This window comes from Pseudomonas sp. TCU-HL1 (assembly GCF_001708505.1).
Taxonomy (GTDB): Bacteria; Pseudomonadota; Gammaproteobacteria; order Pseudomonadales; family Pseudomonadaceae; genus Metapseudomonas.
In genome coordinates this window covers 2,287,261-2,309,520 of sequence record NZ_CP015992.1, presented here as the reverse complement: position 1 = coordinate 2,309,520, position 22,260 = coordinate 2,287,261, and the positions used below count along the sequence as shown (strand labels likewise).

At 63.1% G+C, this 22,260-nt stretch carries 17 protein-coding genes; 4 read left to right on the top strand and 13 right to left on the bottom strand.

The features are described from left to right. Window positions 1–62: 62 nt before the first annotated feature. The 4 genes from topA to fadB all read right to left on the bottom strand — a co-directional run bounded on the left by topA (window position 63) and on the right by fadB (window position 6,526). Window positions 63–2,669, bottom strand: a complete 2,607-nt coding sequence (gene topA, locus THL1_RS10620; protein WP_069083234.1) for a type I DNA topoisomerase — start codon at window positions 2,667–2,669, stop codon at window positions 63–65. A 117-nt stretch (window positions 2,670–2,786) separates the two neighbouring features. Then, entirely contained in the window at window positions 2,787–3,023 is a 237-nt protein-coding gene (locus THL1_RS10615; RefSeq protein ID WP_177343824.1) for a DUF1653 domain-containing protein, read from the bottom strand. A 160-nt stretch (window positions 3,024–3,183) separates the two neighbouring features. Continuing rightward, window positions 3,184–4,359: an acetyl-CoA C-acyltransferase FadA gene (fadA, locus tag THL1_RS10610; protein WP_069083233.1), complete on the bottom strand. Its 1,176-nt coding sequence runs from the start codon at window positions 4,357–4,359 to the stop codon at window positions 3,184–3,186. 19 nt (window positions 4,360–4,378) lie between these two features. Further along, window positions 4,379–6,526, bottom strand: a complete 2,148-nt coding sequence (gene fadB, locus THL1_RS10605) for a fatty acid oxidation complex subunit alpha FadB (protein WP_069083232.1) — start codon at window positions 6,524–6,526, stop codon at window positions 4,379–4,381. 470 nt (window positions 6,527–6,996) lie between these two features. Between fadB and THL1_RS10600 the strand changes: the two genes are divergently transcribed. Beyond that, window positions 6,997–7,803 (top strand): hypothetical protein, encoded by an 807-nt coding sequence (locus THL1_RS10600; protein ID WP_069083231.1) that lies wholly within the window; start codon window positions 6,997–6,999, stop codon window positions 7,801–7,803. A 44-nt stretch (window positions 7,804–7,847) separates the two neighbouring features. Here the strand turns inward: THL1_RS10600 and THL1_RS10595 are convergent, their stop codons facing one another. Next, window positions 7,848–8,282: a hypothetical protein gene (locus THL1_RS10595; protein ID WP_069083230.1), complete on the bottom strand. Its 435-nt coding sequence runs from the start codon at window positions 8,280–8,282 to the stop codon at window positions 7,848–7,850. 87 nt (window positions 8,283–8,369) lie between these two features. Between THL1_RS10595 and THL1_RS10590 the strand changes: the two genes are divergently transcribed. After that, entirely contained in the window at window positions 8,370–8,810 is a 441-nt protein-coding gene (locus THL1_RS10590; RefSeq protein ID WP_069083229.1) for a universal stress protein, read from the top strand. Window positions 8,811–8,836: 26 nt separating this feature from the next. On the opposite strand, the gene THL1_RS10585 is transcribed toward THL1_RS10590, so the two are convergent. Next, on the bottom strand, window positions 8,837–9,523 hold the full coding sequence (locus THL1_RS10585; protein ID WP_069083228.1) for a DUF6901 family protein: 687 nt from the start codon (window positions 9,521–9,523) through the stop codon (window positions 8,837–8,839). Window positions 9,524–9,543: 20 nt separating this feature from the next. Beyond that, a complete protein-coding gene (locus THL1_RS10580; RefSeq protein WP_069083227.1) occupies window positions 9,544–11,445 on the bottom strand; it encodes an ATP-binding cassette domain-containing protein in 1,902 nt (633 codons plus the stop codon). A 184-nt stretch (window positions 11,446–11,629) separates the two neighbouring features. Between THL1_RS10580 and THL1_RS10575 the strand changes: the two genes are divergently transcribed. After that, the gene (locus THL1_RS10575) at window positions 11,630–13,564 is read left to right on the top strand and encodes a transglycosylase SLT domain-containing protein (protein ID WP_069083226.1); all 1,935 of its coding nucleotides are present in this window, start codon (window positions 11,630–11,632) and stop codon (window positions 13,562–13,564) included. Between the two features lie 38 nt (window positions 13,565–13,602). Here the strand turns inward: THL1_RS10575 and THL1_RS10570 are convergent, their stop codons facing one another. From THL1_RS10570 to yegS, 3 genes are all read right to left on the bottom strand, one after another. After that, window positions 13,603–14,406 (bottom strand): MOSC domain-containing protein, encoded by an 804-nt coding sequence (locus THL1_RS10570; RefSeq protein ID WP_069083225.1) that lies wholly within the window; start codon window positions 14,404–14,406, stop codon window positions 13,603–13,605. A 68-nt stretch (window positions 14,407–14,474) separates the two neighbouring features. After that, on the bottom strand, window positions 14,475–15,401 hold the full coding sequence (locus tag THL1_RS10565) for a chemotaxis protein CheV (protein WP_069083224.1): 927 nt from the start codon (window positions 15,399–15,401) through the stop codon (window positions 14,475–14,477). A 134-nt stretch (window positions 15,402–15,535) separates the two neighbouring features. Further along, on the bottom strand, window positions 15,536–16,432 hold the full coding sequence (gene yegS / locus THL1_RS10560; RefSeq protein WP_069083223.1) for a lipid kinase YegS: 897 nt from the start codon (window positions 16,430–16,432) through the stop codon (window positions 15,536–15,538). Window positions 16,433–16,642: 210 nt separating this feature from the next. On the opposite strand from yegS, the gene THL1_RS10555 reads away from it, so the two are divergent. Then, window positions 16,643–17,341: a pirin family protein gene (locus THL1_RS10555; RefSeq protein WP_069083222.1), complete on the top strand. Its 699-nt coding sequence runs from the start codon at window positions 16,643–16,645 to the stop codon at window positions 17,339–17,341. 110 nt (window positions 17,342–17,451) lie between these two features. Here THL1_RS10555 and THL1_RS10550 read toward each other — a convergent pair whose 3' ends face one another. The 3 genes from THL1_RS10550 to THL1_RS10540 are packed head-to-tail and all read right to left on the bottom strand — an operon-like array spanning window position 17,452 to window position 22,198. Beyond that, window positions 17,452–19,011: an FGGY-family carbohydrate kinase gene (locus tag THL1_RS10550; RefSeq protein ID WP_069083221.1), complete on the bottom strand. Its 1,560-nt coding sequence runs from the start codon at window positions 19,009–19,011 to the stop codon at window positions 17,452–17,454. Continuing rightward, window positions 19,008–20,600, bottom strand: coding sequence for a glycerol-3-phosphate dehydrogenase/oxidase (locus tag THL1_RS10545; RefSeq protein WP_069083220.1), 1,593 nt, complete (start codon window positions 20,598–20,600; stop codon window positions 19,008–19,010). Before THL1_RS10545 ends, THL1_RS10550 begins: the two co-directional genes overlap by 4 nt. 2 nt (window positions 20,601–20,602) lie before the next feature. Next, window positions 20,603–22,198: an FAD-binding oxidoreductase gene (locus THL1_RS10540; RefSeq protein ID WP_069083219.1), complete on the bottom strand. Its 1,596-nt coding sequence runs from the start codon at window positions 22,196–22,198 to the stop codon at window positions 20,603–20,605. Between the last annotated feature and the right edge of the window lie 62 nt (window positions 22,199–22,260).

Here is a 22,260-nt window from a genome sequence, read left to right as displayed (position 1 = left end):
GCGCCCTCCACAGGTGACTCGGGCAGTATATGCGCGCCCGGCTGCGGGCGCGCTACAGTCGGTCAGCGCTTGTCCTCGACCTTCCACTTGCCGCCATCAAAGAACGCGCGCCAGCCGGTGGGCTTGCCATCGACTTCGGTCTGCACGTACTGCTCCTTGGTCTTTCGACTAAAGCGGATGACTGCCGGACGCCCTTCGGGGTCTTTCTTCGGCGCATCGAGCAGGTAGTGATATTTGGCGTCCAGTTCATCCTTGTGCGGGATCAACTCCTGCACCAACGGCGCACGAGTCTCGCGGTTCTTCGGGAACTGGCTGGCCGCCAGGAACAAGCCGGAAGCGCCATCGCGCAACACGTAGATGTCGTCGACCTTTTCGCATTTGAGCTCGGGCATGCGGATCGGATCGATCTTCGGCGGCGCGGCCTCACCGCTTTTCAGCAGCTTGCGAGTGTTCTTGCAACTGGCGTTGGTGCAACCAAAGAACTTGCCGAAACGGCCAGTCTTGAGCTGCATCTCGCTGCCGCACTTGTCGCACTCCAGGCTCGGACCTTCATAGCCCTTGATGCGGTACTGGCCCTGCTCGATCTCGTAGCCCGAGCAATCCGGGTTGTTGCCGCAGATATGCAGTTTGCGGGTTTCGTCCAGCAGGTACGCATCCATCGCGGTAGCACAGATCGGGCAGCGATGCTTGCCACGCAGTACGCGGGATTCGGACTCACCCTCGTCGTCCGCAGCGATCTCGTCGCCCGGCACCAGGTTGATGGTCGCCTTGCAACGCTCCTTCGGCGGCAGGCTGTAGCCCGAGCACCCGAGGAAGACGCCAGTGGACGCGGTACGGATCATCATCGGCCGGGCGCACTCACGACAGGCGATATCGGTCAGGGTCGGCTGATTGGCGCGCATACCCTTGTCAGCGCCTTCGGCCAGCTCCAGCTTCATCTTGAAGTCACCGTAGAACTCGTCCAGCAGGTGCTTCCAGTCGCGGTCGCCCTGGGCCACGTCGTCCAGATGCTCTTCCATGCCGGCGGTAAAGCCGTAGTCCATCAGGTTGGCGAAGCTTTCGTTCAAGCGCTCGGTAACGATGTCGCCCATCTTCTCGGCGTAGAAACGGCGGTTGTGCACCGTCACGTAGCCACGCTCCTGAATGGTGGAGATGATCGCCGCATAGGTGGACGGACGACCGATACCGCGCTTCTCCAGCTCCTTGACCAAGCTGGCTTCGGAGTAACGCGCAGGCGGCTTGGTGAAGTGCTGGCTGGGCTCGAGTTTCAGCAGCTTGAGCAGCTCACCCTGGTTCATTTCCGGCAGCACGTCGTCTTCACCCGGCTTGCTCTGCTGCGGCAATACGCGGGTGTAACCGTCGAACTTGAGGATGCGGCCCTTGGCACGCAGCTCGAAGCCGCTCGCAGCCACACTGACATTGGTGGACAGGTACTCGGCCGGGGGCATCTGGCAAGCGACGAACTGGCGCCAGATCAGGTCGTACAAGCGCTCGGCATCGCGTTCCATGCCAGACAACTGCGTCGGCCGCAGGCTGACATCGGACGGACGGATCGCCTCGTGCGCCTCCTGGGCACCTTCCTTGCTGGAATAGACGTTCGGCTTGGCCGGGAGGTATTTCTGACCGAACTCGCCCTCGATGAAGCCGCGCACCATACCAATGGCGTCAGCCGAAAGGTTGGTCGAGTCGGTACGCATGTAGGTGATGTAACCCGCTTCGTAGAGACGCTGGGCCATCATCATGGTTTTCTTCACACCGAAGCCCAGGCGGTTGCTCGCGGCCTGCTGCAGCGTGGAAGTGATGAACGGTGCGGAAGGACGACTGGAAGTCGGCTTGTCCTCGCGCTTGGCTACCGTATAGGCCGACGCCTTGAGCTTCTCCAGGGCCGCCATGGCCTGGGCTTCGTTCAGCGGCTTGAAGGCCTCACCGTTCTCGCGAATCACTTCGAAGCGCACGTTGGCGTTTTTCGCGGTGCCGAGATCGGCATGCACTTCCCAGTACTCTTCGGGCACGAAGGCGCGAATCTCACGCTCACGCTCAACGACCAGCTTTACCGCGACCGACTGCACACGGCCGGCAGACAGGCCGCGGGCGATCTTCTGCCAGAGCAGCGGCGAGACCATGTAGCCCACGACCCGGTCGAGGAAACGACGAGCCTGCTGGGCATTGACGCGATTGATGTCCAGATCGCCAGGCTGCGAGAAGGCTTCCTGAATGGCCTTCTTGGTGATTTCGTTGAACACCACACGCTTGTAGCGGCTGTCATCACCACCGATGGATTCCCGCAGGTGCCAGGCAATGGCCTCCCCTTCGCGGTCCAAGTCGGTTGCGAGATAGATGGTGTCGGCATCCTTGGCCAGGCGACGCAGTTCGTCGATCACCTTTTCCTTGCCAGGCAGGATCTCGTACTTGGCCTTCCAGCCGTGTTCGGGGTCCACACCCATGCGCGCGACCAGCTGGCGCTTGGCTTTTTCCTTGGCGGACAGGGCCGGAGCCTCGGATGCGGCCTTGCCGCGCTTGGCCGGCTCCTTGCTGGCACTGGCCGAACCGCTGGTAGGCAGGTCACGGATATGGCCGATGCTCGACTTCACCACGTACTGGTTACCCAAGTACTTGTTGATGGTCTTGGCCTTGGCCGGGGATTCCACGATGACCAGCGATTTGCCCATGGATCGGTGTGTTCCTGAATGAAAAATGTAAAAGGCGGGTGCCGCCCGTCGCGGCACCGCTATATATAGTGGCCAATGCGACGCGGTCAAGCGCGCCCCTGGCCGCTCCTACAGCCGTCAGGGCTGCGGAAAGGGATTCGGCTCGGCACTCACCAGTGCGAAACGAGCAATCTGTTCGCCGTTCACCTGAACCGTTTCGGTGAACATGCTGAGCGGGCGCACCCAGAGGCCGAACTCTCCGTAGAGAGCCTGGTAGACCACCAGCTCTTCCTCAGTCTCGGAATGTCGGGCAACACCGATCACACGGTATTGCTGACCCTTGTAGTGACGATAGAGACCCGGTTGCAGGCTCATGGTTGCCTCACAGTGTTGAATGCAGGCTCCCCCGCGAAGGTTGCGCATGGTGCCGTGTGATTCCGCCCGAAGCCAGCCCTTGCACGAAAATTCCTGCGCCGCTTTCCCACATGAAAGCAAAAACCGGGGCACTGGGCCCCGGTTTTCTCATCTCGTGCGCTTAGATGCGCTCGAAGATGGTAGTGATGCCCTGGCCGAGCCCCACGCACATGGTGGACACACCCAGCGTACCGCCATTCTGCTTCATCACGTTCAGCAGGGTGCCGGAGATACGGGCACCGGAGCAGCCGAACGGATGCCCCAGGGCAATGGCGCCACCGTGCAGGTTGACCTTCTGCTCCATCTTGTCGAGGAGTTTGAGGTCCTTCAGCACCGGCAGGGCCTGAGCGGCGAAGGCTTCGTTGAGTTCGACGAAGTCGATGTCGTCCATGGTCAGACCGGCACGCTTGAGCGCTTTCTGGGTGGAGGGCACCGGGCCGTAACCCATGATCGCCGGATCGACACCGGCTACCGCCATGGCACGCACCACAGCCATCGGCTGAATGCCGAGGTCCTGGGCACGCTGAGCAGACATCACGATCATGCAGGAAGCGCCGTCAGTGATCTGCGAGGACGTACCCGCAGTCACGGTGCCGCCTTTCGGGTTGAACGCCGGCTTGAGGTTGGCAAGGCTTTCCAGGGTAGTTTCCGGACGAATGGTTTCATCGAAATCGAACACTTTCAGGAAGCCGTTTTCGTCGTAGCCCTGCATCGGGATGATTTCATCCTTGAACTTGCCTTCGACGGTAGCCTTGTGGGCCAGTTGGTGAGAACGCACACCAAACTGGTCCTGGGCTTCACGGCTGATGCCGTGCATCTTGCCGAGCATTTCCGCAGTCAGACCCATCATGCCCGAAGCCTTGGCGGCGTACAGAGACAGGTGCGGGTTCGGATCGACGCCGTGCATCATGCCGACGTGGCCCATGTGCTCCACGCCGCCAACCACGAACACGTCGCCGTTGCCGGTCTGAATGGCCTGCACGGCAGTGTGCAGGGCGCTCATGGACGAACCGCACAGGCGGCTGACGGTCTGGCCGGCGCTGGTGTGGGGGATCTGGGTCATCAGCGACGCCATTCGGGCGATGTTCCAGCCCTGCTCCAGGGTCTGGTTCACGCAGCCCCAGATCACGTCCTCGACTTCAGCCGGGTCGACCTTGGTGTTGCGCTCCAGCAGCTTGCTGATCAGGTGCGCCGACATGTCCTCGGCGCGGGTATTGCGGTGCATGCCACCCTTGGAGCGACCCATCGGGGTGCGGCCGAAGTCGACAATGACTGCATCTCTAGGATTCAGGCTCATATTCTTCACTCTCGCTCAATTAGCCGAAAAACTTCTGGCCGCTCTTGGCCATTTCGCGAAGCTTGGCGGTCGGGTGGTACAGCGCGCCCAGGTCGGTGTACTTGTCGGCCATGGCAACGAATTCGGCCACGCCGATGCTGTCGATGTAGCGCAGCGCACCACCACGGAAGGGCGGGAAGCCGATGCCGTAAATCAGACCCATGTCGGCCTCTGCAGCGGTCGATACGATGCCATCTTCCAGGCAACGTACGGTTTCCATGCACAGCGGAATCATCATGAAGTTGATGATGTCTTCGTCGGTCAGCTCACGCTGCTCCTTGACGATCGACTTCAGCACTTCGTAGGCAACCGGATCGGAAACCTTCTTCGGCTTGCCGCGCTTGTCGGTTTCGTAGGCGTAGAAGCCTTTGCCGTTCTTCTGGCCCAGGCGATTGGCTTCGTACATCACGTCGACGGCGGTCTTGCCTGCAACAGCCATACGATCCGGGAAGCCTTCGGCCATCACATCGCGGCCGTGGTGGCCGGTGTCGATGCCGACCACGTCGGATAGGTAGGCCGGGCCCATGGGCCAGCCGAACTTCTCCATGATCTTGTCGATACGCACGAAGTCGACGCCGAACTCCAGCAGCTTGGCGAAACCACCGAAATACGGGAACAGCACGCGGTTGACCAGGAAGCCAGGGCAGTCGTTGACCACGATCGGGTTCTTGCCCATTTTCTTGGCGTAGGCAACGGTGGTGGCAACGGCCACTTCGCTGGACTTCTCGCCACGAATCACCTCAACCAGCGGCATCATGTGCACTGGGTTGAAGAAGTGCATGCCGACGAAGTTCTCCGGACGCTTCAGGGCCTGAGCCAGGTAGCTGATGGAGATGGTGGACGTGTTGGAAGCGATGATGGCGTCTTCGCGAACGAAGCCTTCCACCTCAGCCAGAACAGCGTGCTTGACCTTCGGGTTCTCGACGACCGCTTCAACCACGATGTCGACATGGCCGAAATCACCGTAGGACATGGTCGGACGAATCGCGTTCAGGGCTTCAGCCATCTTCTCGGGCTTCATGCGGCCTTTCTCGACACGCTTGCCTAGCAGCTTGGAAGCTTCCTTCAGGCCCATCTGGATACCCTCTTCGCGGATATCCTTCATCAGGATCGGAGTGCCCCTGGAGGCAGACTGGTAGGCAATACCGCCACCCATGATGCCGGCGCCGAGTACGGCAGCCAGTTTCACGTCACGAGCGATTTCGTCGTGATGCTTGGCTTTCTTTTTCAGTTCCTGGTCATTCAGGAACAGACCGATCAGGCTGGCGGCGACCGAGGTCTTGGCCAGTTTCACGAAACCGGCAGCCTCGACTTCCAGCGCCTTGTCACGACCAAAGTTGGCCGCTTTCTGGATGGTCTTGATGGCTTCTACCGGGGCCGGGTAGTTCGGGCCGGCCTGACCGGCAACGAAGCCCTTGGCGGTTTCGAAGGCCATCATCTGCTCGATGGCATTGAGCTTGAGCTTTTCCAGCTTGGGCTGACGCTTGGCCTTGAAGTCCAGCTCGCCGGCGATGGCGCGCTTGACCAGGTCCAGAGCACCGGCCTGCAGCAACTCGGGGGCGACAACAGCGTCGACGGCGCCCACTTTCAGGGCGTCCTCAGCCTTGTTTTCCTTACCGGAAGCAATCCACTCGATGGCGTTGTCGGTGCCGATCAGGCGCGGCAGACGCACGGTGCCGCCGAAGCCTGGGTAGATGCCCAGCTTGACTTCCGGCAGACCGATCTTGGCAACGGTGCTCATTACGCGGTAGTCAGCCGCCAGGCACATTTCCAGGCCGCCACCCAGGGCGATGCCGTTGATGGCCACAACGGTGGGAACTTCGAGGTCTTCGAAGGCGCTGAAGATCTTGTTGGCTTCGAGGTTGCCGGCCACCAGCTCTTCGTCGGGCAGTTTGAAGTTGTCGACGAATTCGGTGATATCGGCACCGACGATGAATACGTCCTTGCCGCTGCTGACGATCACGCCCTTGACCGAAGCATCGGCCTTGATGGCTGCAACTGCATCACGCAGTTCGTTCAGGGTGAGGCGGTTGAACTTGTTGACGGACTCACCCTTGAGGTCGAATTTCAGTTCGACGATACCGCCCTCAAGAGCCTTAACCGTGATGGCTTTACCTTCGTAAATCATCAACTGATCTCCACGGTTTGGGAAACTGGACTGTACGCATCGGAGCCAACCGGCGGACTCGCCTCCGGCGCCGCCGGAGCATAGTCCCGATCGGTCCGGCACACCCACCGACGCGATATTCGGGCGACATCAGAAGCGTCTGACAAGACAAACGCTCGATTCATACGCCCGTTTGATTTGGGTGAGCGCAGATTCAGGGAAAAGTCCGCGCTTGTCAATCTCGCAGCGTGACCGGCCAGCCACGACAAAAACGCCCTGCCACTGGCTTCGCCACGGGCAGCACAAGAAAGTGGGCGAAGATTCATGCCAATGATCGCGAACCATCACGAGCAGCATTGATTGATGAAAAAGCCCGTGGGAGGCCGCTGGCAAATTGCCTGCTCCACGAGTACATTCGTGCCACTCGATCCGTCAGGATTCGAGCGCCAAAACAACAACAAACAAGGCCAATGGCCCACGGAGAAGCACAAATGACGAGCCGCCTGCTTGCCATTCTGCTGGGTACCCTGCTCACTCTTCCCGCCTTCGGTTCTGCCCAGCCCTCCTCGGCGGACAGCCTCCTCAAGCTCCACCAGATGCGCCTGGCGGCCCAGCGCAGCCTCGGCGACTTCTATATGTACAACGGCATGGAAGGCGACCAGCGCTATGCGCGCCTTATCGACGAGTCAGTGCAGAAAGCGGATTCGCGCCTGAAGGAAATGGGCGAGATGCCTGGGGAAGCCTCGAAGGCCCTGCGCGCCCAACTGGTGCAGGAATGGCAGCGCTACAACAGCGAACTGTCCGCTCTGGTCACTTCCCTCAAGCAACAGGGTTACACCGACCTGCAGCCGGTGGCCGACCTGACCGAGCGCAACAAACGCCTGATGGAGCTTTCCAACGAACTCTACGCCAGGATCCAGCAGGAAGGCGCCACCCAGGTGCCACCACTGACCCAGCGCAGCCGTGACCAGAGCCTCCTGATGCAGAGCATCGCCGTGGACTATGCCTCCCGCAGTGCCTCCATCGGCGGCAGTTTCATAGGCGGCAACGCGGGCAAGGCCATTGACGAGCTGGCCGGCGAGTTCGCCAGCCAGTTAGCCAGCCTGGAGCAAGCCCCGCAGAACACCCCGGAAATTCGCCAGGCACTGGACGGCATCAGCACCAAGTGGCGCTACATCGAGAAATCGCTGAAGAACTACAACGAAAACAGCGTGCCGTTCCTCATCAACAAGTACTCGGACCGCATTATCGACGGTCTTGAAGACGTCTCCGCGCGCTACTCGGCAGTCCAGAGCTGAAGCGGCCCCGACCGGCGCGACGGCAGGTCCGTCGCGCCCACCCATCAGGCCAGCGCCTTGAGCGCCTCGGCGATACGCTGCAGATCTTCTGCCGTGCCGCGCTCGCCCCAGCAGAGCGCGACCATTTGCGTGCTCGCTTCGACCTTATAGACATCCTTCGGCAACCCCGTCAGTTGCGCCAGCACGGCCTGGTCTTCACAGGGCTCGCGCCACTGGTTCAGCCAGGTGCCCGGCTCACTCTGCCAGTAGCACCAGGCGTCACGCCCACGCACGCGCGGCCGATGGTACTGAGCGCAGGCATGGGGCGGTTCCTGCACCAGCCAGTGAGGCCATTCCTGTCGCGACAACTGCATGGACAACCCCATGCGCCGCGCCTGCAGGCGCAGGTCCATTCGACCCCGCTGCCCTTTCGAGGGCACCAGCCAGACCAAGGGGCTGAGCGCCGCCAGGATGAGCAAGAGGACAATCCAGAGGGTCATAAAGGTTATTCCGGTGCAAAAGCCTGTGTTAAACGTTCCAGACAGCCATACTTGCTTACATGCGCAACCTTAAGGAGGAGTCACCCCATGCCCTACCAGCATATTCTGGTCGCCGTCGACCTGACCGATGAATGCCACCCGGTGGTGCGTCGTGCCCAGGCGCTGGCCCAGGCCAGCAATGCCAAGCTGTCGCTGGTGCACATTGTCGAGCCGATGGCCATGGCCTTCGGCGGTGACGTGCCCATGGACCTCTCGATGCTGCAGCAACAGCAGTTCGAGCAGGCCCGCGAGCGGCTTCAAGGCTTCGCGGGCACCTATGCCGAGCTCACCTCTGACCAGCGCCACCTTGCCTACGGCCAACCCCGCCAGGAAATCCACCGCCTGGCCGAAGAACAAGGGTGCGACCTGATCGTGGTCGGCAGCCACGGCCGCCACGGCCTTGCCCTGCTCCTGGGCTCCACGGCCAACGACGTCCTTCATGGTGCACCGTGCGATGTGCTGGCGGTACGCCTGAAGAAGCCTGAGTAACGAAACACTGTTCGCGGGCGCGAGCTTCAGTCGAAGCCGTCGCCCGCGCTCATTACCAGCGGCCGAATCTTCTGCAGCTGGGTTTCCAGCGAGTAGGTCATGCTGGAGGCCATGGAGAAGAAGGTCAGGAACGCCTTGAGGTTCGAATCCCCTTCACAGGTGTCATGGATTCGCTGCCAGAAGGCCTGGTTCACTAGCTGCAATTGCTGGAACAACCGCACCAACCCCTTCAATTCCCAGTCCGCATGCCGCCCTTCGCGGAGATTGAAGTACTGTCGCGCCAGGTAAAGCGATACCGCCCGCAGAATGAATTCCTGGTTATTGGCGAATGGCAGGTGTTGCTGCGCCATCGGCTTCAGCTTGCCCAGCACCGGGCAGGCACTGGTCGCCATGATCACGCCCAGTAGCGCCCGCAGCCCTTCTTCCAGCCCCACCAGCTTGGCGTATTCGCGCTCCGGGGTGCGCACCCAGACCTGTACTTTCTTGAACGCTGGCAGCCCCTGGAAATCCTCGATCACCCGGTGCAAGTCCACGGCCGCCGGGCAATGGCTGTAGGCATCCCGGCTGAGCGGGCAATTACTGCACTGCTGGTGCTCCAGGCGCGTCCATTTCGGCGCGCCAACCGCGCGCTCCTGGTCGTACTCCCGGTCTAACTCGATGCGATAACTGAACTCGTGCAGGTCATCCAGGCTGATGCGGTATTCAATGGCCATGGGCTCTCCGGCTCACTTCCTCAACTGTCTTCCAGCTCCGCCCAGCGTTCGATCAGGCGGTCCAGTTCCTTCTGCAAGTCATCCAGACGCTCCAGCACCATGCGGGTCTGATCCGAAGGGCGCTGATAGAAGGTCGGATCGGAGATTTCGGCCTGCGCCTTCACCTGCTCCGCCTCCAGAGCCTCAATCTGCCCGGGAATGGCCTCCAGCTCACGCTGCAACTTGTAGCTCAGCTTTTTCTTGGGTGCCTCAACCGCGACAGGGGCCGACTCGGCAACCTTGGGCGCTTCGGCCTTGGCCTCACGGGTGTCACCCACGCCCAGAAGACGCGGCGAGCCGCCCTGGCGCAGCCAGTCCTGGTAGCCACCGACATACTCGCGAACGCGGCCTTGCCCTTCGAACACCAGCGTGCTGGTGACTACGTTGTCGAGGAAAGCCCGATCGTGGCTGACCATCAGCACGGTGCCAGGGAAGCTCAGCAGTACTTCTTCGAGCAGCTCCAGGGTTTCCACATCCAGATCGTTGGTCGGTTCGTCCAGCACCAGCAGGTTGGCCGGCTTGCTGAACAGCATGGCGAGCAACAGTCGTGCCCGTTCGCCACCGGACAATGCCTTCACCGGTGTACGGGCACGTTGCGGGCTGAACAGGAAGTCACCGAGATAGCTCAGCACATGACGGTTCTGGCCATCGATGGTGATGAACTCGCGGCCCTCGGAGAGGTTGTCGATCACGGTTTTTTCCAGATCGAGCTGGTGACGCAACTGGTCGAAATACGCCACTTCAAGGCGAGTACCCACCTCGATGCTGCCATCGGTAGGCTGGAGGTCGCCCAGCAGCAGCTTGAGCAGGGTGGTCTTGCCCGTGCCGTTGGCGCCGAGCAGGCCGATACGATCCGAACGCTGCAGCACCAGGTTGAAATCGCGAATCAAGGGCTCGCCGCCCGGATGGGCGAAGCTGACATTCTCCGCCACCATCACTTGCTTGCCGGACTTCTCTGCCGTTTCCAGCTGGAAGGTGGCCTTGCCCTGGCGCTCGCGGCGCTCGGCACGCTCGGCACGCATGGCCTTGAGCGCGCGTACCCGGCCTTCATTGCGGGTACGACGTGCCTTGATGCCCTGGCGAATCCAGACCTCTTCCTGGGCCAGGCGCTTGTCGAACAGCGCATTGGCTGTCTCTTCCGCGGCCAGTTGCTGCTCCTTGTGCACCAGGAAGCTGGCGTAATCGCCGTTCCAGTCGATCAGATGGCCACGGTCCAGTTCGAGGATGCGCGTGGCCAGGTTCTGCAGGAAGGAACGGTCGTGGGTGATGAACAGCACCGCACCGTTGAAGCCCAGCAGGGCTTCTTCCAGCCAGGCGATTGCGCCGATATCCAGGTGGTTGGTGGGTTCGTCGAGCAGAAGCAGGTCAGGCTCGGCCACCAGCGCCTGGGCTAGCAGCACGCGGCGGCGCCAGCCACCGGAAAGCTCGGCCAGGGTCTTGTCCGCCGGCAACTGCAGGCGGCTCAGGGTGCTGTCTACCAGCTGCTGCAGACGCCAGCCGTCGCGGGCTTCCAGTTCCTGCTGGACGTGGGCCAGTTTGGTCAGGTCGGCCTCGGACTGAATGTGCTGGCTGAGGTGATGGTACTCAGCCAGCAGAGCGCCGACACCGGCCAGCCCCTCGGCGACAACGTCGAAAACGGTGCGATCGTCAGCAAGCGGCAGTTCCTGCGGCAATTCGCCGATCTTCAGCGCCGGTGCGCGCCAAATCTCGCCGTCATCCGCGAACTGGTCACCCTTGACCAGGCGCAGCAAGCTGGATTTGCCGGTGCCATTGCGGCCGATGATGCACACCCGCTCGCCACGGGCGATCTGCCAGGACACCTTATCCAGCAGCGGCATGGCGCCGTAGGCGAGGGATACGTCGGTGAACTTGAGCAGTGTCATGGGGGGCCTCCGGGATCAGGGCGCGCATTCTACCCGACTTGCCGCACCGGCTCTCGGGCATTTTTTACCGCCGGTTTCGCCAGCTGGCGCAATGCTTTAACCGCCTCTGGCTAACGGCTAAGCTAGGCGCTATTCGATGCCCGGAATGGGGCATTCACAACGCTCTATCTGCCCCGGAAGTGTCATGCGCGGTCGTCTGCTCAGCCTGTTCTCCTGTTTGCTCCTCTCCACGGTCGGCCTGCAAGCTGCCCAGGCCGCATCGGCCTCCCTCGCTCAGCAACGCCTGATGTACGACGAGGCCAAGCGCGCCCTGGCCAAGGGTGATTCCGGCCCTTACCAACGCTATGCAAGTGCCCTGCGCGACTATCCGCTGGAGCCCTACCTTGCTTACGACGAGTTGACCGCCCGTCTGAAATGGGCCAGCAACGAAGAGATCGAGAAGTTCCTCGCCGAGCACGGCGACCTGCCCCAGGCCGGCTGGATGAAGTTGCGCTGGCTGCGCTGGCTGGCTGATCGGGGCGAATGGCAGACCTTCGTCAACCACTACGACCCCAAGCTCAACTTCACCGAACTGGACTGCCTGTTTGGCCAGTACCAGATCAAGCACGGCATGAAGAAAGAAGGCTACGCCACCGCCAAGAAGCTCTGGCTGGTGGGCAAGTCCCAACCCGAAGCCTGCGATGTGCTGTTCGGCATGTGGAGCGCCGGGGGCCAACTGACCGAGGAGCTGCGCTGGAAGCGCGCCAAGCTGGCGGCTGAAGCGCGCAACTACGGCCTGGCCAATCATCTGGTCAAGACCATGCCGCGCCTGGGCACCCAGGGCAAGCTCATGGTGGAAGTCGCGCAAAAGCCCCAACTGCTCAGCCAGACCACCCGTTTCGCACCCGCGGACCGCCACACGGCGGATGCCGCCGGCCTGGGCCTGCGCCGCCTGGCTCGCCAGGACCCGGAAAAGGCCCTGAGCCTGCTAGAGGTCTATACGGCGCGACTGCCTTTCTCAAAGGCGGAGAAAGTCGCGATTGCACGAGAAATCGGCCTGACGCTGGCCAAGCGCTTCGACTCCCGCGCCCTCAAGGTCATGACCCAGTACGACCCTGAGCTCCGGGATAACACCGTCAGCGAATGGCGCGCCCGCCTGCTGCTGCGCCTGGGACGCTGGGAAGACGCGTACCAGTTGACCCGGCAAATGCCCCAAGAACTGGCCAAGACCAACCGCTGGCGCTACTGGCAAGCGCGAAGCCTGCAACTGGCCCAGCCACAGAGCCAGCAGCCGATTCCGCTCTATCAGCCGGTTGCCCGCGAGCGCGACTTCTACGGCTTCATGGCCGCTGACCGCATCCAGGCGCCTTACCAGTTGAACAACAAGCCGCTGGCCCTGGACCCCAAGGTGATGCAGAAGGTGCGCAACACCGCTGGTATCCGCCGCGCGCTGGAATTCCATGACCGTGGCGAGATCGTCAACGGCCGCCGCGAGTGGTACCACGTCAGCCGCCTGTTCAACCGCGACGAGCTGGTCGCCCAGGCCAAGATCGCCTACGACATGCAATGGTACTTCCCGGCCATCCGCACCATCAGCCAGGCGCAGTACTGGGACGACCTGGATATCCGCTTCCCGATGGCCCACCGCGGCGCCCTGACCCAACAGGCCAAGGTGCGCGGCCTGCATTCCAGCTGGGTCTTCGCGATCACCCGTCAGGAAAGCGCCTTCATGGCCGATGCCCGCTCCGGCGTTGGCGCCATGGGTCTGATGCAGCTGATGCCGGGCACAGCCAAGGAAACCGCACGCAAGTTCGGCATTCCGCTGGCATCGCCACAGCAGGCGATCAATCCCAACGTCAACATCCAGCTCGGCGCAGCCTACCTGAGCCAGGTCCACGGCCAGTTCAACGGCAACCGCGTGCTCGCCTCGGCGGCCTACAACGCCGGCCCTGGCCGTGTACGCCAGTGGCTGCGGGGCGCCAACCACCTGTCCTACGACGTCTGGGTGGAAACCATTCCCTTCGACGAAACCCGCCAATACGTGCAGAACGTGCTGTCCTACTCGGTAATCTACGGGCACAAACTCAATGCCCCCCAGCCCCTGGTGGACTGGCACGAGCGATATTTCGACGATCAGTGATATTTGAAGAATGGCGCCGATCGGCGCCATTCTTCGTTTTACTCCAGGACTTCGACTTCCATCCCCACCTCCAACACCCCGGTGCTGCGGTTGATCAGGTTCTGCCCGAAGTACACCTCGCCTTCCCGCTCACGGTAGGTCTTGAGGGTGGTGAGCGGCTCACGGTCTGCGCTGCGCTCACCGGTGGCCGGATCAATGGTGGTGAGGATGCAGCGGCTGCAGCCCTTCGCCACGCTGAACTCGATGCCACCGATGCGAATCCGCTTCCAGCCGTCCTCGGCGTAGGCATCACTGCCTTCCACCACCAGGTTAGGGCGGAAGCGCAACATCTCCAGGGGGCGCCCGACCCGCTCGCTCAGATCATCCAGCGAGGCCTGACCGATCAGCAGCAACGGGAAACCATCGGCAAAGCCGACTTTCTCCTCCGGCAGCAGGCTGCCGGGAATATCTCGCGCACGGTGATCGGGCACATGGACCAGGCGGCATGCCTTGCCGAGGAAACCGCTCAGCCATTGCGCCGCATCATCGCCGGCATCCGGCACCAGCATCGGCGAACCCCAGACAAAGGTCCCGCGCAGGTTGGCATCGGGCTCGGGGAGCTCTACATCCAGGGCGGGCAGGCCCTCGGCACTCAGCGACAGGCCACCGGCGTCATTCCAGCGCGCCAACAGCTGCGACATCCGGGAGAACGCACGCTGGGTCAGGAAACGGCCATTCTCGGCATCCACCAGCATCCAGCGACGGTCACCCGCCAGCCCCAGGGAATCGACCCGGGCCCGCTGCAGGCTTTCGCCAATCGCGGATTTCATGGGGAAACGGTAGAGCGAAGAAAGACGCAACATGGCCAGTGTCCTGATCGGCGATCGAGCGAAGCAGCCGTTATACGCAGCCGCCCCCGCTCAACTCAAGCTCATTGATCGCGCTTGAGCCGGTCCAGCACCACATCCACCAGCTTGTCGGGCTGGAACTTGGAGAGGAAATTGTCGCAACCGACCTTCTTCACCATCGCCTCGTTGAAGCTGCCAGACAACGAGGTATGCAGCACCACATAGAGATCCCGCAAGCGCGGATCGTTGCGGATCTCGGTGGTCAGCCGGTAGCCGTCCATTTCCGGCATTTCCGCATCCGTGAAGATCATCAGCAGCTTTTCGGTCATGTCTTCGCCGCTGTCCGCCCAGGCTTTCAGCATTCTCAGCGCCTTCAGGCCGTCACTGGCCACATGCATGCGCATGCCCAGTTGCGACAGGGTTTCCCGCAACTGGGTCAGGGCGACAGTCGAGTCGTCCACCAGCAGCACCTCGCGCCCTACCGCCATCTGCAGCAGGGGATTGCCCAGCCGGTCCGCGGAAACACGGGTGTTCATGGGCACAATCTCAGCCAGGACCTTCTCAACGTCGATGACCTCGACAATCTGCTCGTCCACCTTGGTGATGGCCGTCAGGTAGTGCTGGCGACCTGCACTGCCGGGAGGCGGCATGATGGATTCCCAGTTGAGGTTGAGAATCCGATCGACGCCACCGACAAGGAAGGCCTGCACCGAGCGGTTGTACTCGGTGACGATGATGGTGCTGCGCTCATCCGGCACCAGCGGACGCATGCCGATGGCCTGGGACAGATCGATCACCGGCAAGGTCTGGCCGCGCAGGTTGACCACGCCACACACCACCGGATGGCGCTGCGGGATCAGCGTCATCTTCGGCAGTTGCAGCACTTCCTGCACCTTGAACACGTTGATGGCGAAGAGCTGGCGGCCGCTCAGGCGGAACATCAGGATTTCCAGGCGGTTTTCACCCACCAGTTGGGTGCGTTGATCGACAGTGTCGAGAATACCGGCCATGGAACGTCCTCTGCTGCGGTTGAGGTGATGGGCAGGACTGCCTTGGCAGCATTTCGGCAAGCCACCGAAAAACTGAAGCCATGGCACTGCGCCATCATGCCGCAGCCAACCTCATGACGCCAGCCTTCTGGCGCTCAATTCCCCAGCAGTGGTGACGCCTCAGGCAGATGGACCCGCAGCGCACGTGGCCGTGCCGCGATACGCAAACGCGCACTTTCCAGTGGTTCGCCATCCAGATTGAGGTCCAGCCCTTCCGTCGCCTGCACCTCGATCCAGGGCAAGCGTGCGCTGATGGAAACCGCCTCCAGCCCGAGGATGCCACCGGAGAGCAGCGTGGCCAGGGTACCCACCACATCCTGGGGTGCCGGGATGATGCAGAGGTCCAGCAGACCATCATCCGCCACCGCCTGCGGGCACAACGGATGACCGCCGCCGGCCTGGCGCCCGTTGCCGATTCCGAGGGCCAGGAACTCCCCCTCCCAGGCGAAATCCGGCCCGCGGAAGCGACCAAAGGCCGAATGGACCTCGGCAAAGTGGGTCAAGCCAGTGAGGAAATAGGCGGCGCCGCCGAGCACCTTCTTCAAGTCTTCGGAGGTATTGGCGGTGATCTTCGAACCGAATCCACCCGTTGCCATATTCAGGAACAGATGACCATCGGCATCGCCCAGGTCAATTGCCCGTGGCGCCACGTCCAGCAGCGCGAGCGCCGCGTGCGGCTCCAGGGGAATACCGGCGGCACGAGCGAAATCATTGGCCGTGCCCAGGGGTAGCAGCGCCAAGCTGGCATCACTTCCGGCCAGGGCGATGGCTTCGGCCACCTCGCGCAATGTCCCGTCGCCACCGCCTGCAATCAGCGTCCGATACCCGGCCGTCAGCGCTTCTTCCACCAGGCGCCGGGCATCGCCACCCTCCCAGGTGACCCGCACCGCCAGCGCCCACCCCGCATCACGACATGCCTCGACAGCCGCTCTCACCTCGTCGTTGGTCGCCTGCTTGCCATGCAGGATCAGCAAGGCCTTGCGCTCGCCCATGTTCACCTCCGCCACTCCGGAACGGCCGGAGTATAGGACCTCCAGCGTTCGGAAATGGCATCATCAGGATGCCCGCAGCATCCCACAACATATCTAATCAATAGATATGAAAACAGAATAAATTGCGCTTTTACACCGTTATATGATGATTGATCATGCGCACCATTCCTCCCGGAGAACGTCCTCCGCGAGTAGACAGGAGACTCGGACATGATCGAAGTACGCCCCTTTGCCGAACTGGGTGGTGCCCACCACGGCTGGCTCAACGCGCGACATCACTTTTCCTTCGCCAGCTACTACGACAGCCAGCGGATGAACTGGGGCCAGTTGCGGGTGTGGAACGACGACGAGATCGCGCCCCAATCCGGCTTTCCTCCGCACCCGCACCAGGACATGGAAATCATCACCTACGTCCGCGAAGGCGCCATCACCCACCAGGACAACCTGGGCAACAAGGGCCGCACCGAAGCCGGTGACGTACAGGTGATGAGCGCAGGTACCGGCATCGCTCACAGCGAGTACAACCTGGAGGACAAGACCACCAAGATCTTCCAGATCTGGATCATGCCGACCGAGTATGGTGCCGCACCCTCCTGGGGAGCTCGCCCCTTCCCGAAGGGCGACCGTTCAGGCAGCTTCGTGACCCTCGCCAGCGGTATCGACGAAGGCGACGACGCCCTGCATATCCGGGCCAATGCCCGGCTTGCAGCCGCCACGCTCAAGGCTGGCCAGACTGCCGAGTACCGCCTGGAGAAAGGCCGCAAAGCCTACCTGGTGGCCGCCGAGGGTCGTTACGAGGTGAACGGCGTCGCCGCCGAAGCCCGCGACGGCGTGGCAGTGCAGGATGTGGAGGTACTTCGTTTCACGGCCAGCGAGGACAGCGAGATCGTCCTGGTGGATGTGGCCTGATCAGGCATTTTCCCCTGTGGGAGCGAATTCATTCGCGAATGGGCCGTAACGCCCTGCCTCATCGCGATTGTAATCGCTCCCAGAAGGGGCTCCTGCGCTCCATCTTATGATCACGCCGGATAGCCGGTGATTTCGCGGATCTTCCGGTACAACGGCCGCAGTTGCTTGTACATCCCCTGGTAAACCTCCCGGTACAGACGCTCATAGGTCCGCTGCGCCTGCGGATCAGGCTGGAACACCTGCCCCACCCGCGTCATGGCGCGGATCGCGGCGGGGAAGTCCGGGTGCAAGCCCAAACCCACCGCGCAATCGATGGCAGCGCCCAGCCCCGAGGTTTCGTAAACGTGCGGACGCTCCGCCGGCAGGCCGAAGATATCGGCGGTCAGTTGCATGGCCGCATCGCTCTGGGAACCGCCACCCGACACTCGCAGACGTGTGATACCGGTGCCGGAGCGCTTCTCGATCTGCTCCTTGCCCTGGCGCAGGGCATAGGCCAGGCCTTCGAGGATCGCGCGATAGAGATGCGCACGCGTATGCACATCACCAAAGCCGATGATCGACCCCTTGGCCTCCAGCCCCGGTTCTCGAATGCCCGGCGACCAGTAGGGTTGCAGCATGAGCCCCATGGAACCGGGTGGCACGCTGTTGACCAGCTCATCGAACAGCGCCTCAGGCTCAACTCCCAGTTCCTTCGCCCGTTGCATCTCGCGCAAACCGAACTCCTGCTTGAACCAGCTGACCATCCAGAAGCCCCGGTAGATCATCACTTCGGTGTTGAAGTGATCGGGAATGGCTGCCGGATAGGGCGGAATCAACGGAATGGTTTCCAGGTACGTGCGCCGCGTGGTGTTGATGGTTGCGGTCGTGCCGTAGGACAGGCACGCCACGCTAGGCTCGACGCCACCCGCGCCCAGTACTTCACAGGCCTTGTCGGCGCCAGCGGCGATCAGCGGCAGCCCCTCCGGAATGCCGGTGTGGCGGCTGGCTTCAGCGGTGATGCTCCCCAGCCGCTCGCCCGGTTTGAACAGCTCCGGCAACTGCGCCCGGTGCACCGGCATGGACTGCCATTTCCAATCCCGTGGCGCAGCCCACTGCAGGCGCTTGTAGTCGAACGGCAGGTAGGCCACCTGGCAAGCCACCGAATCGACGAAACGCCCACACAGCCGATGGCTGAGAAACCCCGACAGCAGCAGCACCTTGTGCGTCTGCGACCAGAGCTCGGGCTGGTTCTGCGCGACCCAGTTGGCCTCGGCCTGGGCGCGGAAATAGTCCACCGTACCTTCCAGGCCGATCGCCTTGAACAGCCAGCCCCAGGGCCCCTTGATACGCCCCTGAACCTCGGCCTGTCGCTGGTCCAGCCAGAGAATGGCCGGGCGCAGCGGCGTGCCGTGCTCGTCCACGTTGATGACGGTGCCGCGCTGGGTGGTCAGGGATACACCGCGAATCAGGCCGCGATCGATATCCACCGACGCCCACAGCAGCCGACAGGCTTCGCCCAGGCTACGCCAGTAGTACTCCGGGTCCTGCTCCGCCCAGCCGGGCTGGCGGGAGTAATAGGCCTCCAGCGGCACCTTGCCCTTACCCACCAGGTTGCCTTCCAGATCGAACAACAGGGCCCGCACACTCTGGGTGCCGTTGTCGATGGCCAGCAGATAGCTCTTCTCGCTCACGATGCGTCCTTGTTCTTGTCAGGCAGGCTGTAGCAACGCTGCCAGAGCGCCAGGTAATCCGCCTCCTCCTGCGTCCAGCGCGCGTCATCCCAGCCCAGCAGCGGCTGGCACAGGGCACGGATGCGCGGCAGCTCGGATCGTGCGCCACCGGGCAGCAGCAGACCCATGCGGGTACGGCGCAGCAGCAGGTCATCCAGATGCAACACCAGTTCGCCTTCGGCCGCCCAGGCCAGCTCGGCCCAGAGGCTATCCGTGGCGCCGATCCGCTCGTTGCCGAGCAGCCCCACCCAGCGCACCAGCTCCGGCATAGCACGTCCATGGCGGCCAGCCAGCCTCAGGCGCTGCGCAGATGACAGGAGCGGATGGGTCAGCCCGTCGTCCGGCTGAAACACGGCGCTGCCGTGGTCTTCCAGCTCACGGCCGACGAAACCCGCGCATGCGCGCAGCACTTCCAGCGCCAGCAGGCGGAAGGTGGTCAGCTTGCCGCCAGCCAGGGTCACGCAACCGGGCTCGACCCAGAGCGCGTGCTCACGCTTCTCGTCCGAGGGTTTCAGCTGCGCGTCGCCCTCGCTCACCACCGGCCGCACACCGGCCCAGGTGGACAGCACATCGCCACGGCCGATCTGCGCAGCGGGGAACTGTCGGGCGCAGGCCGCCAGCAGGTAGTCCACTTCCGCCTCACTGATGCGTGCGTCCTGGTCCAGCCCTTCGGTGTGATCCAGATCGGTAGTGCCGATCACCGTGGCGCCCTCCCAGGGGAAGACGAATACCGGTCGACCATCGGAGGGATGCATGAAACTGATGGCGTGGGCCAGCGGCAGTCTCCAGCCCGGCAGCAGCAGGTGGCTGCCACGCAGCGGGCGGATGTGCTCCGTGCCATGGGCCGCGCGCAGGCGATCGGCCCATGCGCCGGTGGCCAGCGCTACGGCACGGGAACGAAAGCTAAAGCGCTGCCCACTTTCCAGATCCTCAGCTTCAAGGCCGCTGACCCTGCCCGCCTCCCGCTGCAAGGCCAGGACGCGCATGCCATTGACGGCTTCACCGCCTTCGGCCCGCGCCTCGCCCAACACCCGCATGACCAGCCGCGCATCGTCCGTCACGGCATCAAAGAAACGGGTGCCGCCCTCAAGACCCTCTTCGGTCAGGCCCGGCACCAGGTAGCGCAGCTGCTGCAAGGGGTAATAGAGATGATTGCGCCGTCCGGCCAGGGCGTCGTACAGCGCCAGCAGGCTGCCGAAGACCCTGGGGCCGGGAAAACCGCCACGATGCGGCATGACGAAACTCAGCGGCTCTACCAGGCCCGGCGCCTCGGCCAGCAGCCGTTGCCGCTCCCGCACGGAGGCGCGAGTCAGGCCGAACTGGCCCTTGGCGATATAGCGCAGGCCGCCGTGTACCATCTTCGATGAACGACTGGAGGTGCCCCAGGCGAAATCTCGCTGTTCGAGCAGCAGGCACTTCCAGCCCCGGCGCGCGGCTTCCCTCAGGATGCCCGCGCCGCAGATGCCACCGCCGACCACGATCAGGTCCCACTCGCGACGGGCCAGCTCAGGCAGCTGCGTGGCGCGCCAGCCAGCGTTCCAATGGCCCATGGTCAGTCCTCGAGCAGCACACCGGGAACGAGCCGCCCTTCAGGGTCGAAATGCCCTGCCAGGCTGCGCAGGGCCGCCATGCCCAGCGGGCCCTTTTCAACCGGCAGCCAGGGCGCATGGTCACGGCCAACGCCGTGCTGGTGGCTGATGGTCCCGCGGTTCCGGGCAATCACCTCGCTGGCGCCGCGCTTCAAGCTGCTCCAGCGCGCCCGCGCCTCGGCGTAGCTACCACCGGGCCGGTAGACATAGGTGGTGTAGATGCTCGATCCCTCGCCATACACGTGGGACAGGTGGGTGAAAACATGCACCTGCTCGCCGTCGCCCTTCAGCCCATCGCGCAGGCTGGCCTCGACCTTTCCGAGCAGGCTGTCGACGTTGACCCAGTCGGTGGCGGTTTCCAGGGTGTCCACCACATAGCCGGCGCTCCACAGGGCATGGCGCAGGTACGGGAAGCGGAAGCGATTGTGCGCCCACTTCCGACCCAGCAAGGTGCCGGTGAAGACACCACCAAACCCCTTCAGCAGACGCCGGGCCTGCTTGAGGGACGCCGCATTCTGCGCGCGGTTGCCCGTGACGCCGAAGGTCAGCATGCACTTGCCGGTCCCGGCCCCGCGCAGTGCCAGGTACTTCTCCAACAGGGCGATCTGCCCCGGATGGCCCGCCAGCGCCAGCTGGGTTTCGGTTTCGATGGCGTTGGACAAGCGCAACATGGACAACGGCACGCGCGCTTGCGCCAGGTTGCGAATGCCCCTGAGCGCCTGCTCCCAACTGGGCAGGAAGACCGCGTAGAACGACTCCTGCTCCGCCAGCCGGGTAACGCGGACCTTCACCTCGGAGATCACCCCGAAGCGCCCTTCAGACCCCAGCACCAGCTCGCGCAGGTCCGGCCCCGCGGCCGAAGCCGGGAAGGTGGGCAGTTCCAGGGGACCGGCAAAGGTTTCCAGCGTGCCGCCAGCGAAGAGTTGCTCGATGCGACCATAGCGCAGGGATTGCTGGCCGCTGGAGCGACTGGCGACCCAGCCGCCCAGGGTAGACAGCTCCCAGGACTGCGGGAAGTGGCCGAGGGTGTAACCACGGGCGCGCAACTGGCTTTCCACCTGCGGGCCATTGGCGCCGGTGCCGAAGGTGGCAACCAGGCTTTCCTCATCCAGTTCGAGCAGACGGTTCATGCGTTCCAGCGAGAGGGTCAGCACTGGCCGCTCGCCGGCCTGGGGATTGATATGGCCGGCCACTGACGTGCCGCCACCGTAGGGGATCAGCACCAGGTCCCGCTCGGCGGCAAGGGCCAGCAGCTGGCGGATCTGTTCGGGGGTTTCCGGAAAGGCAACACCGTCGGGGAACTGGCCGAAGTCGCCCTCGCGCATGGCCAGCCAGTCTGGCAGGCTCTGGCCTCGGGCATGGCGCACGCGGGTTTCGGCATCCAGGCTGATCAGCGGGTGGGCGTCCAGGCGCGAGGCCGGCACTCGGGCCAGCACCTGTTCCAGGCGGGCATCCGGCAGCGGCTGGCCCGCGCTGATGCGTTCGGCCAGGAAAGCCGCTCCATTGGCGGGCAACTCGACCACGGTCGCCTCATCGCCCCAGCCATTCCAGCGTCGCATGCCGTTCTCCTTGTTCGGGTTGTTTCGAAGGTTTCCGATGGCTGCCTATACTAGCCAGCCCC

Excerpts from the sequence above, each read along its gene's own strand:
- yegS (WP_069083223.1), bottom strand. The coding sequence starts at position 16,432 with ATGGGCGAGCGCAAGGCCTTGCTGATCCTGCATGGCAAGCAGGCGACC.
- THL1_RS10595 (WP_069083230.1), bottom strand. The coding sequence starts at position 8,282 with ATGACCCTCTGGATTGTCCTCTTGCTCATCCTGGCGGCGCTCAGCCCC.
- THL1_RS10545 (WP_069083220.1), bottom strand. The coding sequence starts at position 20,600 with ATGGGCCATTGGAACGCTGGCTGGCGCGCCACGCAGCTGCCTGAGCTG.
- THL1_RS10570 (WP_069083225.1), bottom strand. The coding sequence starts at position 14,406 with ATGTTGCGTCTTTCTTCGCTCTACCGTTTCCCCATGAAATCCGCGATT.
- THL1_RS10615 (WP_177343824.1), bottom strand. The coding sequence starts at position 3,023 with ATGAGCCTGCAACCGGGTCTCTATCGTCACTACAAGGGTCAGCAATAC.
- THL1_RS10555 (WP_069083222.1), top strand. The coding sequence starts at position 16,643 with ATGATCGAAGTACGCCCCTTTGCCGAACTGGGTGGTGCCCACCACGGC.
- THL1_RS10600 (WP_069083231.1), top strand. The coding sequence starts at position 6,997 with ATGACGAGCCGCCTGCTTGCCATTCTGCTGGGTACCCTGCTCACTCTT.
- THL1_RS10540 (WP_069083219.1), bottom strand. The coding sequence starts at position 22,198 with ATGCGACGCTGGAATGGCTGGGGCGATGAGGCGACCGTGGTCGAGTTG.
- THL1_RS10590 (WP_069083229.1), top strand. The coding sequence starts at position 8,370 with ATGCCCTACCAGCATATTCTGGTCGCCGTCGACCTGACCGATGAATGC.
- THL1_RS10575 (WP_069083226.1), top strand. The coding sequence starts at position 11,630 with ATGCGCGGTCGTCTGCTCAGCCTGTTCTCCTGTTTGCTCCTCTCCACG.
- THL1_RS10585 (WP_069083228.1), bottom strand. The coding sequence starts at position 9,523 with ATGGCCATTGAATACCGCATCAGCCTGGATGACCTGCACGAGTTCAGT.
- THL1_RS10580 (WP_069083227.1), bottom strand. The coding sequence starts at position 11,445 with ATGACACTGCTCAAGTTCACCGACGTATCCCTCGCCTACGGCGCCATG.
- THL1_RS10565 (WP_069083224.1), bottom strand. The coding sequence starts at position 15,401 with ATGGCCGGTATTCTCGACACTGTCGATCAACGCACCCAACTGGTGGGT.
- topA (WP_069083234.1), bottom strand. The coding sequence starts at position 2,669 with ATGGGCAAATCGCTGGTCATCGTGGAATCCCCGGCCAAGGCCAAGACC.
- fadA (WP_069083233.1), bottom strand. The coding sequence starts at position 4,359 with ATGAGCCTGAATCCTAGAGATGCAGTCATTGTCGACTTCGGCCGCACC.
- fadB (WP_069083232.1), bottom strand. The coding sequence starts at position 6,526 with ATGATTTACGAAGGTAAAGCCATCACGGTTAAGGCTCTTGAGGGCGGT.